The sequence below is a fragment of the Marinobacter sp. ATCH36 genome, from assembly GCF_023555055.1.
Taxonomy (GTDB): domain Bacteria; phylum Pseudomonadota; class Gammaproteobacteria; order Pseudomonadales; family Oleiphilaceae; genus Marinobacter.
On record NZ_JAMJPL010000002.1, the window covers coordinates 621,308 to 638,155 of the forward strand.

15 protein-coding genes are annotated in these 16,848 nt (G+C 57.9%); 5 read left to right on the forward strand and 10 right to left on the reverse strand.

Going from position 1 to position 16,848, the window contains the following annotated elements; translation table 11 throughout:
* The first annotated feature begins 151 nt into the window (after positions 1 to 151).
* Entirely contained in the window at positions 152 to 1,651 is a 1,500-nt protein-coding gene (locus tag M8010_RS10655) for a DEAD/DEAH box helicase (RefSeq protein WP_250091060.1), read from the forward strand.
* A 28-nt stretch (positions 1,652 to 1,679) separates the two neighbouring features.
* Here the strand turns inward: M8010_RS10655 and M8010_RS10660 are convergent, their stop codons facing one another.
* The 4 genes from M8010_RS10660 to M8010_RS10675 form a co-directional block, all read right to left on the reverse strand.
* Positions 1,680 to 2,195, reverse strand: a complete 516-nt coding sequence (locus tag M8010_RS10660) for a dihydrofolate reductase (protein ID WP_250091061.1) — start codon at positions 2,193 to 2,195, stop codon at positions 1,680 to 1,682.
* A 444-nt stretch (positions 2,196 to 2,639) separates the two neighbouring features.
* Entirely contained in the window at positions 2,640 to 3,479 is an 840-nt protein-coding gene (locus M8010_RS10665) for a thymidylate synthase (RefSeq protein WP_250091062.1), read from the reverse strand.
* Complete coding sequence (gene lgt / locus M8010_RS10670; RefSeq protein WP_250091064.1) at positions 3,476 to 4,264, reverse strand: prolipoprotein diacylglyceryl transferase; 789 nt, start codon at positions 4,262 to 4,264, stop codon at positions 3,476 to 3,478. The genes M8010_RS10665 and lgt overlap by 4 nt, the downstream gene beginning before the upstream one ends.
* 15 nt (positions 4,265 to 4,279) lie before the next feature.
* Positions 4,280 to 5,074, reverse strand: coding sequence for a sulfite exporter TauE/SafE family protein (locus M8010_RS10675; protein ID WP_250091065.1), 795 nt, complete (start codon positions 5,072 to 5,074; stop codon positions 4,280 to 4,282).
* A gap of 85 nt (positions 5,075 to 5,159) precedes the next feature.
* Here M8010_RS10675 and M8010_RS10680 point away from each other — a divergent pair, with 85 nt between their 5' ends.
* The 4 genes from M8010_RS10680 to dxs all read left to right on the forward strand — a co-directional run bounded on the left by M8010_RS10680 (position 5,160) and on the right by dxs (position 9,224).
* Positions 5,160 to 5,945: an NRDE family protein gene (locus tag M8010_RS10680; protein ID WP_250091066.1), complete on the forward strand. Its 786-nt coding sequence runs from the start codon at positions 5,160 to 5,162 to the stop codon at positions 5,943 to 5,945.
* A gap of 48 nt (positions 5,946 to 5,993) precedes the next feature.
* Complete coding sequence (locus tag M8010_RS10685) at positions 5,994 to 6,248, forward strand: exodeoxyribonuclease VII small subunit (protein WP_137437402.1); 255 nt, start codon at positions 5,994 to 5,996, stop codon at positions 6,246 to 6,248.
* The gene (locus M8010_RS10690; protein ID WP_250091068.1) at positions 6,248 to 7,147 is read left to right on the forward strand and encodes a polyprenyl synthetase family protein; all 900 of its coding nucleotides are present in this window, start codon (positions 6,248 to 6,250) and stop codon (positions 7,145 to 7,147) included. Before M8010_RS10685 ends, M8010_RS10690 begins: the two co-directional genes overlap by 1 nt.
* 142 nt (positions 7,148 to 7,289) lie before the next feature.
* Positions 7,290 to 9,224: a 1-deoxy-D-xylulose-5-phosphate synthase gene (gene dxs, locus M8010_RS10695; RefSeq protein WP_250091069.1), complete on the forward strand. Its 1,935-nt coding sequence runs from the start codon at positions 7,290 to 7,292 to the stop codon at positions 9,222 to 9,224.
* An 18-nt stretch (positions 9,225 to 9,242) separates the two neighbouring features.
* On the opposite strand, the gene ribA is transcribed toward dxs, so the two are convergent.
* From ribA to M8010_RS10725, 6 genes are all read right to left on the reverse strand, one after another.
* Complete coding sequence (gene ribA, locus M8010_RS10700) at positions 9,243 to 9,857, reverse strand: GTP cyclohydrolase II (RefSeq protein WP_250091070.1); 615 nt, start codon at positions 9,855 to 9,857, stop codon at positions 9,243 to 9,245.
* Between the two features lie 110 nt (positions 9,858 to 9,967).
* The gene (gene moaC, locus M8010_RS10705; protein ID WP_250091072.1) at positions 9,968 to 10,456 is read right to left on the reverse strand and encodes a cyclic pyranopterin monophosphate synthase MoaC; all 489 of its coding nucleotides are present in this window, start codon (positions 10,454 to 10,456) and stop codon (positions 9,968 to 9,970) included.
* Positions 10,457 to 10,535: 79 nt separating this feature from the next.
* Positions 10,536 to 11,495 carry a Nudix family hydrolase gene (locus tag M8010_RS10710; protein WP_250091073.1) on the reverse strand — a complete coding sequence of 320 codons (960 nt, stop codon included), beginning with the start codon at positions 11,493 to 11,495 and terminating at the stop codon, positions 10,536 to 10,538.
* A 2-nt stretch (positions 11,496 to 11,497) separates the two neighbouring features.
* Complete coding sequence (gene argJ / locus M8010_RS10715) at positions 11,498 to 12,715, reverse strand: bifunctional glutamate N-acetyltransferase/amino-acid acetyltransferase ArgJ (RefSeq protein ID WP_250091074.1); 1,218 nt, start codon at positions 12,713 to 12,715, stop codon at positions 11,498 to 11,500.
* A 95-nt stretch (positions 12,716 to 12,810) separates the two neighbouring features.
* Positions 12,811 to 15,558 carry a preprotein translocase subunit SecA gene (secA, locus tag M8010_RS10720; RefSeq protein ID WP_250091076.1) on the reverse strand — a complete coding sequence of 916 codons (2,748 nt, stop codon included), beginning with the start codon at positions 15,556 to 15,558 and terminating at the stop codon, positions 12,811 to 12,813.
* 176 nt (positions 15,559 to 15,734) lie between these two features.
* Entirely contained in the window at positions 15,735 to 16,688 is a 954-nt protein-coding gene (locus M8010_RS10725) for a M23 family metallopeptidase (protein ID WP_250091077.1), read from the reverse strand.
* Positions 16,689 to 16,848 lie beyond the last annotated feature (160 nt).

Genomic DNA, 16,848 nt, shown 5'->3' on the forward strand with positions numbered 1-16,848 from the left:
AATATGCGCCCCTAACGCAACAATTGGCTCCGGCAACTACCTACAGCCCCCTCTTTATTTGACGTGTTAAAGATTCAAGAAACCAGTTATAATCCCCGCCACAACATGCATTGCAATGCAATGCTTTACCCTTCGAATTCCGAGTAATTTAATGTCTGAATTGTCTTTTGCCGAACTCGGCCTGGATCCCGCTGTACTTGAGGCGGTGACCGCCGTCGGCTACGAAACACCAACCCCCATCCAGGCCCAGACCATCCCGGCCTTGCTGGCCGGTAAACACCTGCTGGGTGTTGCCCAGACCGGTACGGGGAAAACCGCCGCCTTCGCGCTGCCGCTGCTGAGCCGGATTGATGCCTCATCCACAGAACCACAGATTCTGGTGCTGGCACCCACGCGGGAACTGGCGATTCAGGTGGCAGAGGCTTTCACCACCTATGCCAGCAAGTTTCGCAACTTCCACGTTCTTCCGATTTACGGTGGCCAGGACTTTCACCCGCAGATCAAGGGGCTGAAGCGAGGCGCACAAGTCATTGTCGGCACACCGGGGCGTATGCTTGACCACCTCCGCAAAGGTACTCTCAAGCTTAACAATCTGAAGGCACTGGTGCTGGACGAAGCTGACGAAATGCTCCGTATGGGCTTCATCGACGACGTCGAAGCCATTCTGGCGAAAACACCGGCAGACTGTCAGCGTGCGCTGTTCTCTGCCACCATGCCACCGCAGATAAAGAAGGTTGCCAAGACTTACCTGAACGACGCCACGGAAGTAAAAATCGAGAGCGAAACCCGCACGGTTGAGCGGATTTCCCAGTTCGTGCTGCCGGTATACGCCGAACGCAAACTGGATGCCCTGACGCGCATTCTGGAAGTGGAACCGGTTGATGCAGCGATCATTTTCGTGCGCACCAAGGCGGAAACCACACTGCTGGCCGAGAAACTGTCCGCCCGCGGACACGCCGTTGCCCCGCTGAATGGCGATCTCAATCAACGTCAGCGCGAGCAGACGGTCGAGGATCTCAAACGCGGCAAGAAAGACATGATCGTGGCCACCGACGTCGCCGCGCGCGGATTGGACGTGCCACGAATCACTCACGTCATCAACTACGACGTGCCGTACGATACCGAAGCCTATATTCACCGGGTTGGCCGCACCGGCCGTGCCGGTCGTGAAGGTAAGGCCATCCTGCTGGTCACGCCCAGGGAACGCAGCTGGTTGCGCACCCTTGAACGTGCTACCAACTCGCCAATGCAGCCTTACCAGCTGCCGTCGCCCATCGATCTCAAGAAAATGCGCGAGCAGCAGTTCGAAACCCAGCTGCTGGGCTTTGCGGAAGACGGGAAACTGGCCAAGGCCATGGCGCTGCTGGACGAGATAGCAGAGCGCAATGAGATGGACACAGCGATGGTGGCCGGTGCCCTGGCCTGTTGGCTGGAGGCTTCCCAGCCGGGCTCACTGCCGCTGGAGCAACCGGAGGCCTTGCCAGAGATTTCAACAACCGCGCCGCCACGTCGCGACCGCAAGGGTGGTCGCCCGGGTGGCAAGCCAGGTTATAAGCCTGGCTTCAAGAAAGGCCCCAGGGGCCAGGGCGGCCCCGGCCCGAAGGGAAAGCCCCCTGGCAAGGGTGGTAAGCGCCCGCCCCGTCAGGGCTGATTCAGTCGCTCAAGGCTGATTCAAACTCTCAGGGCCGTTCACGGCGCTGATAGACTACGAAGCTGTAGTCATAGGGATTGTTATCGGACGCGGAGAAATCCTTCCGTCCGATTTCTTCCCACTCATCCCAGTTCACTTCCGGAAAGAATGCGTCCCCCTCCACCTCGGCGTGCACCTGAGTGATATAAATCCGGTCCACCATCGGCAAGGCTTCTGAATAGATCTGCCCTCCCCCGATTATCATCACTTCGTCTCCGCCTTCTATTTCAGCCTGAGCTTCGGCTTTGACCAACGCTTGTTGCAGTGACTGTGCTGCCACCGTTCCAGCAGGCGCTTCCCATTCCGGATTCCGGGAAATCACCACGTTCATACGCCCGGGCAATGGCCGCCCAATGGAGTCCCAGGTTTTCCGCCCCATAATAATGGGCTTTCCCATGGTGGCCTGCTTGAAGTACTTGAGATCGCCTGGCAGATACCACGGCAGCTTGTTATTTCGGCCGATGACCCGGTTTAGGGACATGGCCACTATCAGGGCTTTTCTCATTGATTGATTATCCTCTTGCTTGGGAGCTCCGGATCCGGAGCCCTCGGGACTTGGGGGCTGCAAGAGGGCGGGAAGACGTGTCCAAAAAACGCCTCAAGGCATCCATGCGCGGCTTGGGCTCCGCCATCCATGGCTCCGCACATTTTTGGACACGTCTTCCCGCCCTCTCGCGATTCGACAATACAGTGAGCTGATCCACGATTACCGTTAATCAGGACTCCTGACTGGACTTTAATAAGGGTGAATACCCCCAAGCCGATCAAATCTTCTTGGTAATCGAACTCTACTATTTGATCGCAGGGTAGCGGGTGGGGCTTTCAGAAAATGTGCGGAGCCATGGATGGCGGAGCCCAAGCCGCACACGGACGTCTCGAGGCGTTTTTCTGAAAGCCCCACCCGCTGCCCTGCAGACTCCAAACCACCCGGGCGGGTCCAAGCGAGAGGTCAAATCGCAATAGGTGCCTTAATTCCAGGGTAAGGGTCATAGCCATCAAACTCGAAATCCTCCAGCTCGTACTCGAAAATCGAATCAGGCTTCCGCTTGATGACCAGTTTGGGCAACGGCCGGGGCTCCCGCTTTAATTGCACGAAGACAATATCGTCGGTCAGGTGGTTCTGGTACAGGTGGCAGTCACCGAAGGTGTGAACGAACTCGCCGACTCCCAGGTCACATTGCTGGGCGATCATGTGAGTCAGCAAGGCGTAGGACGCGATATTGAATGGAACACCCAGGAACAGGTCGGCACTGCGCTGGTAGAGCTGGCATGAAAGTTTGCCATCGGCGACGTAGAACTGGAACAGGCAATGGCACGGAGCCAGCGCCATGCGGCCTTGGCGGACGTTGTCCTGAGGGCCGATGGATTCGTCCGGGAGTTCCGCCGGGTTCCAGGCGGAGACAATCAGACGACGGGAATTGGGTTTGTTGCGGATCTGCTCGATTACCTCGCTGATCTGGTCAACGGTACTGCCATCCGGGCATTGCCAACTGCGCCACTGTTTGCCGTAGATCGGACCGAGATCGCCATTTTCCAGCGCCCATTCATTCCAGATGGATACTTTGCGATCTTTCAGCCAATTGTTGTCCGTAGAACCTTGCAGGAACCACAAAAGCTCCTGGATGATACTGCGCAGGTGAACCTTTTTGGTGGTTACCAGAGGGAAGCCTTCCTGCAGGTCAAAGCGGATCTGGCGGCCGAACACGGAGCGGGTGCCAACCCCGGTGCGGTCTCCGCGGTCCATGCCGTTATTCACCACGTCTTTCATCAAATCGAGATAGGCTTTCATTCAGCGTTTCTCCGGTAAGCAAAAACAATCAGTGCGGCGCCCGCGAGGATCATCGGGAATGATAACACCTGCCCCATGGTGAGCCAGTCGAAGGCAAGATAACCCAGCTGGGAATCTGGCTGACGAACGAATTCCACCAGGAAGCGAAACACGCCGTAGCACGCCAGGAAAAGGCCGGACACCGCCATACGGGGCCGGGGTCTGGAGGAAAACCACCACAGGATAATGAAGAACACCACGCCCTCAAGGGCGAACTGATAAAGCTGTGACGGATGGCGTGCCAGTGCATCAGGGGCGGTGCGGAAGACCATGCCCCAGGGCACGTCCGTGGGCTTGCCCCAGAGTTCGCCGTTAATGAAATTGCCGATGCGGCCCGCACCGAGCCCAACTGGCACCAGGGGTGCAACGAAATCCGCGATTTGCCAGAAGGTTCTGTCCACCTTGCGGCCAAACCACCACATGGCGAACATCACACCCAACAGGCCGCCGTGGAAGGACATGCCGCCTTCCCAGACCCGCAACAACATCAATGGGTCAGCCATGAAGGCACCAAAATTGTAGAAGATCACATAACCAAAACGGCCTCCGAGTATGACACCCAGGGCAATGTAGAAAAGCATGTCACCCATCTGGACTTCGGTGATCGGCGACCAGGGTTTGCGGGCGCGGATGCGTCCCAGCCACCAGCCCACGAGAAACCCGACCAGGTAGGTCAGGCCATACCAGTGTACTTTCAATGGTCCGATGGAGATGGCCACCGGATCGATTTGCGGATGCTGGAGCATCAATAACCCCTCAGGTCATAGCAGAAAACGGATACCCACCACGATCAGTACCATGGCGAAGATTTTTTTAAGTAACGCCGCATCGAGGCGATGAGCCAGATTGGCGCCCACCCGGGCGAACAATACGCTCGTCAGGACAATCCCCAGAAGTGCCGGCAGGTAGATGAACCCCACACTGAGATCCGGCAGATGAGGATTCCCCCAGCCAGTGCCGATGTTGGCCAATGCTCCGGCGACGGCAATGGGCAATCCACAGGCTGCCGATGTACCTACAGCCTGCTGCATCCGCAGGTTACACCAACTGAGGAAAGGAACCGTCAGTGTGCCTCCACCGATACCGAAAATGGCGGATGCCCAGCCGATTCCGGCGCCAGCGCCTGTCAGGGCAGCAGAACCAGGTACGCCGCGGCCGGGTTTGGGATTGACCTCCAGCAACATTTTCAGCGCCACCAGAATGACAAACACACCAATAATCAGTTCCAGCGCGTCACCACTGAGCATGGATGCCGTCCAGGCACCGAGTATCGCCCCAACAACTATGCCGGCTGTCATGGGACGGAAAATTTCCCAGCGAACCGCTTGATGAAGATGGTGCGAACGAATGGAGCTTATCGATGTGAAAACGATGGTTGCCAGCGATGTTCCCACAGCCAGATGCGCGGCAATTTCACTACTGACCCCCTGCAGACCAAAACTGAAAATCAGAACCGGCACAATAACCAGCCCACCACCGATACCAAACAGGCCAGCCATGGTGCCCGCAAGAGCACCCAGCAACAGATAGAGACCAATTACCGCAATCAGGGTCATACTCAGCCACACGCAGGGAATAAAACAGGCTGGTATGATACACACCGATATGCCTTTATTCACTCGCGAAGGATGAACCTGCTTCATGTGCCTGATCGTTTTCTCACTGCGGCAACACCCCGACTTCCCTCTGGTGGTGGCTGCAAACCGCGATGAATTCTTTCGTCGCCCTACTGCCGCCATGGACTGGTGGCACAGCGAAACCGCCGGGCGGGAAGTTCTTGCCGGTCGCGACCTGCTTTCCGGTGGCACCTGGCTTTCAGTCGACACCGACGGCCAGGTTTCCGCTGTTACCAATGTGCGAGAAGGCTCCCAGGCACCGGGCACGAACTCCCGCGGCGAGCTTCCTTTGATGGCCCTTGGCGAGGACGCCAGCACCCTGGAGCCGCAACTGAGGGAACAAAAGAACCGCTACTCGGGATTCAACCTCGTCAGTCTGAATACCCGACACGGCTGGTATTTCAGCAACCGGGATGCCCATCCAGGGCGCCACGTTCATCGGGGCACCTACGGCCTCAGCAATCATCTGCTGCAAACCCCCTGGCCCAAGCTTCTGAGACTGAGAAACTCGGTCGTCAACCTGCTTGGGAGTGCCGATTCCAATCATACCGGCGGCCTCCATCAGCATCTTATCGATTGCCTGCAGGACACCACGCCGCCACCGGACCATGAATTGCCCGATACCGGCGTGGGCCGCGAAACCGAACGCTTCCTCTCTTCACCGTTTATTATCGGCAGCGATTACGGCACACGCGCGACCACCATCGTAACCGTCAGTGCCCGGGGCGAAATCCGTGTGACCGAGCAAGTCTGGGGCCCTGAGGGCAAAAATGAAGGCGCAAGGGAGTTCTGCTGGCAGCGGCCGGCCTGAAGCTTTGGTATAATTCGCGAAATTCCGCGAAGCAACCGGAGGCCCTGTATGGCCGGTGAGAAAAGCACGGCGTCGATTGCCGACTTTGAAAAATCCCTGGATGAGCTGGAAAAACTGGTGCGTGATCTGGAGCAGGGTGAATTGTCCCTGGAGCAGTCACTGACGGCATTCGAGCGCGGCGTAAAGCTCACACGTGAGTGCCAGCAGGCGCTCAAGACAGCGGAGCAGCGAGTGGAACAGCTGGTGGAAAACAGCGATGGCACGCTGGAAACGAGACCTTTCACCCCGGACGAACCCGCCTGATGCCAACACCCAACACCCGCCTGGTGACGTTTCTGGAACAGTGCCGAAACCGGGTCGACGCAGAGCTGGAGCGCCGGCTTTCCACTTCAGACGATGGTTCTGTCCGCCTCCAACAGGCCATGCAATACAGCGTGCTGGGAGGCGGCAAACGTATTCGGCCTGCCCTGTGCCTGGCGGCTGCGTCAGCCGTGGGACAGCCACAGGACAAGGCGACAGTTCCGGCCTGTGCTCTGGAACTGGTCCATGCCTACTCGTTGATTCACGATGACCTGCCCGCCATGGATGACGACGAACTGCGCCGGGGCCGGGCCACCACCCATATTGCCTTTGACGAAGCGACCGCCATTCTTGCGGGTGATGCCCTGCAGACAATGGCGTTCGGCTGGCTGGCAGAAGCACCGGGGCTGGATAACCAGGTTCGCCTGGCGATGATACGCGAGCTGGCTTTTGCCAGCGGGCACCAGGGCATGGTGGGCGGCCAGGCCATTGACCTGGAATCGGTCGGCAAGAGCCTGACCGTCGACCAGTTGGAGCGGATGCACCGCCACAAAACCGGAGCCCTGATTGCCGCCAGTGTGCGGATGGGCGCGTTGACCGCTCCCGATGTCAGTAGCGAACAGCTGGCAGCTCTTACCATTTATTCACAAACCCTGGGGCTTGCCTTCCAGGTGCAGGATGATCTGCTGGATATTGAAGGTGACACGACGGTCATCGGCAAGCCCCAGGGTTCGGACCTGGCGCGTTCCAAACCCACCTACCCGTCTTTGCTTGGCTCCGCTGGCGCCCGGGACTACCTGTCACAATTGCTGGACTCCGCACTGTCAAGCCTGGACGGGTTTGGCGAAGAAGGCGACATACTCAGGGACATGGCGGGTTACGTGGTGGCGCGCACCCATTGAACCATCCCGGCACTGACATGCACACTGGCAATGAAGATGAAGGACTGGTGAAGCCAGATCGGCCCAATCAGTATGAAACCGGGTGCCTTCATCCCCTATAATACTAGTGACACTTTGAATCACCCGGAAAAGACCCGAGCAGATGCAGGACACATATATTTTCAAGGAAATCCCGTCAAAACGGCCCAATACGCCGCTTCTGGACAGGATTGATGAACCCGCGCAGCTGCGTGAGCTGGCAGACGACCAGCTGACCCAGGTGGCACGGGAACTGCGAGCGTTCCTGCTGTGGTCCGTTGGGCAGACCGGAGGGCACTTTGGTGCTGGCCTGGGCGTTCTGGAGCTGACCGTCGCGCTGCATTATGTGTTCAACACCCCGGAAGACCGTCTGGTATGGGATGTCGGACATCAGGCCTACCCTCACAAAATACTCACTGGCCGGCGCGAACGGATGCACAGCATTCGCCGCAAGGACGGCCTGGCGGGTTTCCCTAAGCGCGCCGAAAGCGAATATGACACCTTCGGTGTGGGCCACTCCAGCACCTCGATCAGTGCCGCCCTGGGTATGGCTATCGCCTCCCGCATGCAGGGCACAGGCCGCAAGAGCATTGCCGTAATCGGCGACGGTGCCATGACTGCGGGCATGGCTTTTGAGGCGCTGAATCACGCTGGCCATCTACATGCCGATATGCTGGTTATCCTCAACGATAACGACATGTCCATATCCCACAATGTCGGCGGGCTGTCGAATTATTTTGCCAAGCTGCTGGCTAGCCGCACCTACAACCAGGTTCGCGACAGCAGCAAGCGAGTGCTTCAGGGAGCGCCTCACCTGATGGCTTTGGCGCGCAAGACCGAGGAACACTTCAAGGGCATGATCTCTCCCGGTACCCTGTTTGAAGAGCTGGGCTTCAACTACATCGGCCCCATCGACGGTCATGACCTGCCGCTGCTGGTGGAAACCCTGGAGAACATCCGTGAGCTGGACGGGCCACAATTCCTCCATGTCGTCACTACCAAAGGCAAGGGTTTCGCCCCTGCAGAAGCAGACCCGGTTGGTTACCACGCCATTAACAAGATCGAGCCGGTACCACCCAGCAAACCAGAGCCGGTTGCACCCAAGCCATCGAAGCCCAAGTACGCCAACGTCTTTGGGCAATGGCTGTGTGACGCCGCAGAAGCAGACGAGCGAATCGTAGGCATTACTCCCGCCATGTGTGAGGGCTCCGACCTGCTGGCGTTTTCCCAGCGATTCCCGGATCGGTATTTTGATGTAGCTATTGCCGAACAGCATTCGGTGACGCTCGCGGCGGGGCTTGCCTGCGACGGGGCCAAACCGGTGGTGGCCATCTATTCCACGTTCCTGCAACGTGGCTACGACCAGCTGATTCACGATGTAGCGATACAGAATCTCGATGTGCTGTTTGCCATCGATCGCGCTGGCCTGGTGGGCGAAGACGGTCCCACGCACGCCGGTGCTTTCGATATCACTTACCTGCGCTGCGTCCCCAACATGATCGTAATGACACCATCCGATGAAAACGAAACCCGTCAGTTGCTGCATACCGGCATGCTGTACGAAGGTCCCGCAGCCGTCCGCTACCCCCGAGGAACCGGCCCCGGCGCAGAGATTGTCAAAGAGCTCACCACTTTGCCCATCGGCAAGGGGCGCCTGGTAAAACAAGGCTCAGACATCGCCATCCTGAACTTCGGCACACTGCTAACTCCGGCGTTGGAGGCAGCTGAGGCACTGGGCGCAACGGTGGCCGACATGCGTTTTGTCAAGCCACTGGATGAAGAACTGATTCTGTCACTGGCAGAGCAGCACGAACTTCTGGTGACGATCGAGGAAAACGCAATTGCCGGGGGGGCAGGCAGTGCAGTAACGGAATTTCTCAACAGTCGCGATGTCAGCCAGCCTGTGCTGCAGATAGGACTTCCCGATACGTTTATCGATCATGGCAAGCACGGTGAACTGCTGTCTTCCTGCGGCCTGGACGCAGAAGGCATCAAACGCGCTATTGAAACCCGCCATGAACGAATGGAGTACAGCCAGTCACTCAAGGCCGTAAAGTAAGCGGACAACAGCGCAGCATCAGAGGGCGGGATCGTCGTCCTGATGGGTCTCGAACCAGTGGCCGAGTTTGCTTTGCTTGGTGTTCAGGTAATGCTCATTGTGAGGATTTCGCCCCACGTGCAGCGGCACACGTTCCGCAATTTCAATACCCAGCTCAGTCAGCGCATCCACCTTACGGGGATTATTGGTCATCAGCCTCAGGCTACTGATGCCCAGGTGCTCCAGCATATCCCGACACATGGTGTAATCCCGCAAATCAGCGGCAAACCCGAGCTGCTCGTTGGCTTCAACCGTGTCGGCCCCCTGATCCTGCAGATTGTACGCGCGAATCTTGTTCAGCAGGCCAATACCGCGACCTTCCTGGCGTAGGTACATAAGAATGCCACGGCCTTCGCGGGCAATGCTGCGCAGCGCTTCCTCAAGCTGATAACCGCAATCACACCGCATGCTGTATAGAGCATCACCGGTCAGGCATTCGGAATGCGTCCGCGCCAACATTGGCGCGGAGCTTTCAAGATCACCCAGCGTGAGTGCCACGTGTTCCTTTCCGGTTTCCGGTTCCTCGAAACCGTGCATGTCGAAAACGCCGAAAGGGGTGGGCAACCGGCATGTCTGGATGTAACGAACGGCCACAGTGGTTCCTCGTGGTTCAGTCAATCGGGCCGCGCATTCTAGCACGTGGCCACCGTCCTGGCGTAGTCTCTGCACGCTCATTCCTCCGGTAAGGCTGATGTATAAAGCTCTTACGAAGCGGAGTCAGAAGCAGACCAATGGCCACTGCGGCCGCCCTTTTTCTCCAGCAGGCGAACATTGTCCACCACCATGCCGCGATCAACCGCTTTGCACATGTCATAGAGAGTCAGCGCGGCCACGCTGGCAGCCGTCAATGCTTCCATTTCGACCCCGGTCTGCCCCGAAAGTTTGCACAGCGTGGCGATATGCACCGAAGCACCATCGTCACCCGGTGTCAGCTCCACTTTTACCGATGTGAGATTCAGTGCGTGGCACAGCGGGATCAGGTCGTGGGTTTTCTTGGCCGCCATAATCCCAGCCACCCGTGCGACTGCCAACACGTCACCCTTGGGATGCTGCCCTTCCACTATCATTGCAAGGGTTTCAGGCGCCATCCTGATCAGTGCTTCCGCTCTGGCCTCTCGTTCCGTGACCGCCTTGGACGTCACGTCCACCATCCGTGCGGCGCCTTTTTCATCAAGATGCGTCAGTTTGCTCACAAACTTCTCCAGGGGATATCGAGTGAGTGGAGTTGTCTCCATCATACCAGAGGGCACACGCTCTGCAGCCTGATCCATATCAGCTGCCTGGCCACCAGAAACCGATGCCGGCAATTCCCTGGGCACCGGCATTGCGAGCTTCAGCAAGGTCCGGCAACGACAGGCCTCCGAGAGCGTAAACAGGAACCATGGCGTCTGCCACCAGTTCCTGGAATCGGTTCCAACCCAGCCCGGGCGAACCAGGATGGGAGGCGGTAGGTTTCACCGCACCAAGGGTAATGAAATCTGCCTGCAACCGTAAGGCGTGGGCAACTTCGTGCTCATTGTGACAGGAAACCGCCAGCAGATGATCCTCGGGGACAGGCCGGGCAAGATGCTGCCTGGCTTCACGCCACGGAAGGTGCACTCCGCAAGCCTGGGGGAAGCGTTCAAGCAGGGATGGCTCACCGTGCAGCATCAGCTTCACACCATTGGCGCTGCAGGCGTCCAGTGAGCGGGCAGCAAGCTCTGTGTAGGCATTGCCACTCAAATCCGGTGCCCGGAGCAGGCACAGGCCGGGTTTCGCCGCCAGGAGTCCCTGCTCCAGCTGCCGGAGATAAGCCCCTGGCCCGGAAGCACCACCGGTAATGGCGTATTGGCGGGGAAGGCGCAGGGCCCGGATGATGGGCCGGTTAGCAGCGGGAAAGTCGGCATCGACCAGCTCACTGACATCAAGCCAGTGCACCTCCTGCCCTTCGCGGCCTTCAGGGTCACCTTCGGCCGATGAGGTTTCCCAGACATCCAGAAACACCCGCTTGTCACCGTAGTCATGACGAACCTCGATAACAGGCTCGAGGGAGCCCGGGGCAATCCGCAACCCGGTTTCTTCGCGGATCTCCCTGACCAGGGCCTGTTGAACGGTTTCACCGGCCTCAACCTTGCCACCGGGAAACTCAAGCAGTCCACCCTGGTGAACGTGGTCCGGACGACGGGCAATCAGTACTTTGCCCTTGCGGAGGATAACGCCCACCGCCACGTGTATTTCCCGAACAGCGGTCATAATCAGGTACGATACTCGGCATTGATGGTGACGTAGTCATGGGAGAAATCGCAGGTCCACACCCGCTCCATGACATCCCCACGCCTGAGGTCTATGTGAATGGTTATTTCCTCGCCATCCATCACGGCCTGTCCCCGGGATTCACTGTAATCCAGGGCTCGGCCGCCATTGCGCACCAGGCAGACATCCCCCAGCCAGATTTCCAGGGCATTCAGATCGAGCCCGTCCACGCCGGCACGGCCTACCGCCGCCAGGATCCGGCCCCAGTTGGGGTCGGAAGCAAACAGGGCTGTCTTGACCAGGGGCGAGTGGGCAACGGTGTAGGCAACGTCCAGGGCCTCCTGAATCGAACGCGCCCGGCTGACCTCGATGGTCACAAACTTGGTGGCGCCTTCTCCATCGCGAACAATCGCATGGGCCAGCTCCAGGAACACTTCCTGTAACGCTGCCCTGAGCTCAGGAAGGCAGGGGCTGTCGGTAGTGATCTCCGGCCCATCGTATTGTCCGCTGGCAATCAGCATGCAGGCATCGTTGGTGGAGGTATCGCCGTCGATGGTGATCCGGTTGAAGGACTTTTCCCCGAGCTCCGAAGCCAGTGACGACAACAATTCCGGGGCAATCTTCGCATCGGTGGCGATGAAACCCAGCATGGTTGCCATGTTGGGACGGATCATGCCGGCACCCTTGCTGATACCGGAAATCGAGACCGTGTGCCCATCCAGCTGGACCTGACGTGTCGCCCCTTTCGGCCGGGTATCCGTGGTCATGATACCGGAAGCCGCTTCTGCCCAGTGGGCCTCGGAAACATTCTTCAGCGTTTGCGGCAGACCGGCGACAATCTTGTCCACTGGCAGTGGCTCACCAATAACGCCGGTGGAGAACGGCAGTATGGCCTCAGCAGCCACACCGGCATGATCCGCCAGCGCCTGGCAACAGGCCTGCGCATCTTTCATACCCTGCTCGCCGGTGCCCGCGTTGGCATTGCCGGTGTTAATCAACAGGTAGCGTGGTGCGCTGCTGGCAAGATGGGCGCGGGTGATGTGAACCGGAGCCGCGCAGAACTGGTTTCGGGTAAAGATACCCGCCACACGGCTGCCTTCGGCCAACTCAATGACCACCAGATCTTTTTTCCCGGATTTTTTGATGCCCGCACTACCGATGCCCAGCTTGACGCCGGCAACCGGGAAAAATGTCGGCAAGGTTCCTGGACCAACTGCCATCTTTGTTCTCCTTTCATCAACAGCTACCAAACGAAAAACCCGCAGCCTGACTGGATCAGGGTGCGGGTCGTTATTCTACTGGCCAGTACCGTAAATCAGCTGACCTTTCCGCAACACTGCTTGTATTTCTTGCCAGACCCACACGGACAAGGCTCGTTGCGGCCCACTTTCCGGTCCTGTCGAACGAACGTTTCCGGCGTGCCCTGGGGCTGCGCGCCGGTAGCGCCGGCACTGTCGTCCTGCTTCTGACCAGTGGCACTGGTTTCGTCATGACGCAGGCGAGCCTGGGCAAGTTCTCGCTCCAACTCCTCCTTGCGGCGACGCTCCACTTCTTCCATTTCTTCACGGCTCTGCACGCGAACGTGTGAAAGCACCCGCACCACATCGCGCTTCATGGTTTCCAGCATGCTTTCAAACAGGTTGAACGCCTCGCGCTTGTACTCCTGCTTCGGGTTCTTCTGGGCATAACCACGCAGGTGAATACCACGGCGCAGATGATCCATGTTCGACAGATGCTCCTTCCACAAGGTATCGAGTACCTGGAGGAATACCTGTTTCTCGAACTTGCGCATCGGTTCGGAACCGGCGATCTCTTCCTTGGCCTCATAGGCCGCGACAATCTCGTCCAGAATCCGCTGCCGGAGATTTTCCTCGAACAGTTTGCTGTCTTCATCCAGCCACTTCTGAACGGGAAGATTAATAGCCAATTCGGACTGCAGCTGGCTTTCAAGTCCTGGCACATCCCACTGCTCAGGCATGCTTTGCGGTGGGATAAATTCGCTGATCAACGAGTCGACCACGTCCTCGCGGATGGTCTTGACCATGTCGGATATGTCCTCCGAGGACATCACCTCGTTACGCTGGTCGTAAATGACCGTGCGCTGGTCATTGGCAACGTCATCGTACTCCAGCAGGGTTTTCCGCATGTCAAAGTTGCGGCCTTCCACCTTGCGCTGGGACTTCTCGATCGCGTTGGTGACCATGCGGTGTTCGATGGCCTCCCCTTTCTTCATGCCCATGGCCTGCATCAGGCTCTTCACCCGATCCGGAGCGAAGATCCGCATCAGGTTGTCTTCCAGGGACAGGAAGAAACGTGACGAGCCCGGATCGCCCTGACGACCGGCGCGACCACGAAGCTGATTGTCGATACGTCGGGACTCATGCCGCTCGGTACCGATGATGTGCAGACCACCGGCCTCCAGCACCTGATTGTGACGCTCGGTCCACTCGGCCTTGATACGGGCAACTTCTTCCTCGGTGGGGTTTTCCATACCCGCCACTTCAAATTCCCAGTTGCCACCCAGCACGATGTCGGTACCACGGCCCGCCATGTTGGTGGCAATGGTGACCGCACCCGGGCGACCGGCCTGGGCAATGATCTGGGCTTCGCTTTCGTGTTGTTTGGCGTTGAGGATCTTGTGATCAATCCGCGCCTTCTTGAGTAGCATGGACAAGAGCTCGGATGCCTCGATAGAGGCCGTACCCACGAGAATTGGCCTGCCTTCCGTTGTTACGTCCTTGATCTCATCAATGATGGCGTGGAACTTTTCGTCCTGGGTCAGGTAAATCAGGTCGTTATAGTCGGTCCGCTGAATCGGTTTATTGGGCGGAATCACCACAACATCCAGACCGTAAATCTGGCGGAATTCGAAGGCTTCCGTATCAGCGGTACCCGTCATGCCCGCGAGTTTTTCGTAAAGACGGAAATAGTTCTGGAAGGTGGTGGAGGCCAGAGTCTGGCTTTCAGCCTGGATACGGACACCTTCCTTGGCCTCGATCGCCTGGTGCAAACCTTCACTCCAGCGGCGGCCCGGCATGGTGCGGCCGGTATGCTCATCCACGATAACCACCTGGTCACCCTGAACGATATAGTCCACGTCTTTCTGGAACAGGTGGTGCGCCCTGAGGGCTGAATGGATGTGGTGCAACAGGCTGAGATTGGCAGCGGAATAAAGACTCTCGCCTTCCTTCAGGAGGCCCCGCTCGAGTAACAGTTCTTCCACCCTTTCATGACCGCTTTCGGTCAGCTCCACCTGACGGGATTTCTCATCGATGGTGAAGTCGCCGCTTGGTTCAGCTTCCTCTTCGCTGACTTCGCCCTGCTCCAGTCTTGGCACCAGTTCGTTGATGGCCAGGTAAAGTTTCGAGCTGTCTTCCGCTGCACCCGATATGATCAGAGGTGTACGGGCCTCATCTATCAGGATGGAGTCCACTTCGTCCACGATGGCGAAGTGCAACCCGCGCTGCACTTTGTCTTCAGTGCTGAAGGCCATGTTATCGCGCAGATAATCGAAGCCGAACTCGTTGTTGGTACCGTAGGTAATGTCGGCCTGATAGGCAGCCCGCTTTTCTTCCTGTGGCTGTCCGGCGGCTACCACGCCCACCTGGAGCCCGAGAAAACGATACAGTTTACCCATCCACTCGGCGTCCCGGCGAGCCAGATAGTCGTTCACCGTCACCAGGTGAACACCTTTTCCGGTCAGTGCATTCAGGTAAACCGCCAATGTCGCCACAAGGGTTTTACCTTCACCGGTTTTCATCTCGGAAATCCGACCCTCGTGCAGCGTAACACCGCCGACCATCTGCACATCATAGTGGCGCATGCCCATTACCCGCCGGCTGGCTTCCCGGGTGGTGGCAAAGGCTTCCGGAAGCAGTGCGTCGAGGCTTTCGCCTTCTTCATAGCGACGGCGGAATTCCGCAGTCTTGCCCTGCAACTCGGTGTCCGACAAATTGCCATACTGCTCTTCAAGTTCATTAATGCGCGACACGGTTTTGCGCATTCGCTTGATTTCTCTGGCGTTCTTACTGCCGAACATCTTGGTTGCAAGCTTTGTGAACATAGACCACTGCTTCTTTGATTAAACGGAGGAAGCCGGCATTCTAACCTTATTTCGCAGCAGTACAAAAGTCAGGCCTCACAGAAGCCTGTCACAACGCTGAAAAGATTGAAAAAAGGGTGCCGGCCGGGGGCCAACTGGAGGGAGTCAGGCGCCGGTTCTGGCACCTGACAAACCGCTTAGCGGCTGGCTCGCTTGATATAGGTTTCCGGGTTCTCGGACTTGCCGTTTCGAATGACCTCAAAATGCACATGAGGGCCAGTGGAACGACCCGTACTCCCCATCAGCGCCAGGACCTGGCCCTTCTGGACGACGTCCCCCACGTTAACCTTGATCGTCTTGGCATGGGCGTAACGGGTCAGCAGGCCATCACCATGATCAACTTCCACCAGGTTGCCATAACCATACCGTTCATCGGCATAGGTAACCACGCCGCCGGCAACTGAAATGATATCGCTGCCTTCCTTACCGGCCAGATCCACTCCGGCATGCCAGGTACGTTTACCGGTAAAAGGGTCGGATCGATAGCCATACTTGGATGACAGCCACCCCCAGGTAATCGGGCGGCCCTGAACGAAGAGCTCGTCTTCCAGTTTCTGGCGGGAGGTGACCATGTCCAACATGCGGAGCTGTTGCTCACGGTCTTCAATACGCTTTGCCAGCTGATCAATCATGGCGGTGAGCTCCGGAGCCGTGTAGGAGTCGCCATCCAGACTGTCTTCGGGACCACCTACCGCCGCCGGCTGATCAAAGTCAAACTCATCGCTGGCCACAAGACCGGACTCAACAAAGCGCTGCCCGAGAGCATCAAGACGAAGCAAACGCCCCTGCATTTCGCCGAGACGAAGTGTAAGGGCATCCACCTGCTGCATTACGTTCTGCTCCAGCTGCGCGAGTTCTTCTTTCTGTTCAGTCAGCTTTGAACGCCATTCGGCCACCAGCTCCGACTCTTCGGGTTCGGTCGCTTCGACCTGCCCGATGGCCACCTGATAACCGGACCAGCCTGCCAGCGCCAGCAGTGCGATTACGAGAAAGGCCAGGCCAGCTGCAACCGGAGCATTTATCGAAACTGAACGGGATTTCCCATGGCGTTTGCCAACGAGGATAATATTCATATCGTCTTCTGGTTTCATGGGGATGCCACCTGATCCTGTAGTGTTGCATCCCGAATGTTCTGACCGCGCCTGAAATCGGTCGCGTCATCCATCGCAACGACTACAATCAATAAAATGGCAGCCACTCGTAGACATACACGCATCAAGCAATGTAAAACGAGTGTAATACAGGCTCTGC

Excerpts from the sequence above, each read along its gene's own strand:
- M8010_RS10680 (WP_250091066.1), top strand. The coding sequence starts at position 5,160 with ATGTGCCTGATCGTTTTCTCACTGCGGCAACACCCCGACTTCCCTCTG.
- M8010_RS10675 (WP_250091065.1), bottom strand. The coding sequence starts at position 5,074 with ATGACCCTGATTGCGGTAATTGGTCTCTATCTGTTGCTGGGTGCTCTT.
- M8010_RS10665 (WP_250091062.1), bottom strand. The coding sequence starts at position 3,479 with ATGAAAGCCTATCTCGATTTGATGAAAGACGTGGTGAATAACGGCATG.
- M8010_RS10710 (WP_250091073.1), bottom strand. The coding sequence starts at position 11,495 with ATGACCGCTGTTCGGGAAATACACGTGGCGGTGGGCGTTATCCTCCGC.
- dxs (WP_250091069.1), top strand. The coding sequence starts at position 7,290 with ATGCAGGACACATATATTTTCAAGGAAATCCCGTCAAAACGGCCCAAT.
- lgt (WP_250091064.1), bottom strand. The coding sequence starts at position 4,264 with ATGCTCCAGCATCCGCAAATCGATCCGGTGGCCATCTCCATCGGACCA.
- M8010_RS10690 (WP_250091068.1), top strand. The coding sequence starts at position 6,248 with ATGCCAACACCCAACACCCGCCTGGTGACGTTTCTGGAACAGTGCCGA.
- M8010_RS10725 (WP_250091077.1), bottom strand. The coding sequence starts at position 16,688 with ATGAAACCAGAAGACGATATGAATATTATCCTCGTTGGCAAACGCCAT.
- secA (WP_250091076.1), bottom strand. The coding sequence starts at position 15,558 with ATGTTCACAAAGCTTGCAACCAAGATGTTCGGCAGTAAGAACGCCAGA.
- M8010_RS10660 (WP_250091061.1), bottom strand. The coding sequence starts at position 2,195 with ATGAGAAAAGCCCTGATAGTGGCCATGTCCCTAAACCGGGTCATCGGC.
- M8010_RS10655 (WP_250091060.1), top strand. The coding sequence starts at position 152 with ATGTCTGAATTGTCTTTTGCCGAACTCGGCCTGGATCCCGCTGTACTT.
- M8010_RS10685 (WP_137437402.1), top strand. The coding sequence starts at position 5,994 with ATGGCCGGTGAGAAAAGCACGGCGTCGATTGCCGACTTTGAAAAATCC.
- argJ (WP_250091074.1), bottom strand. The coding sequence starts at position 12,715 with ATGGCAGTTGGTCCAGGAACCTTGCCGACATTTTTCCCGGTTGCCGGC.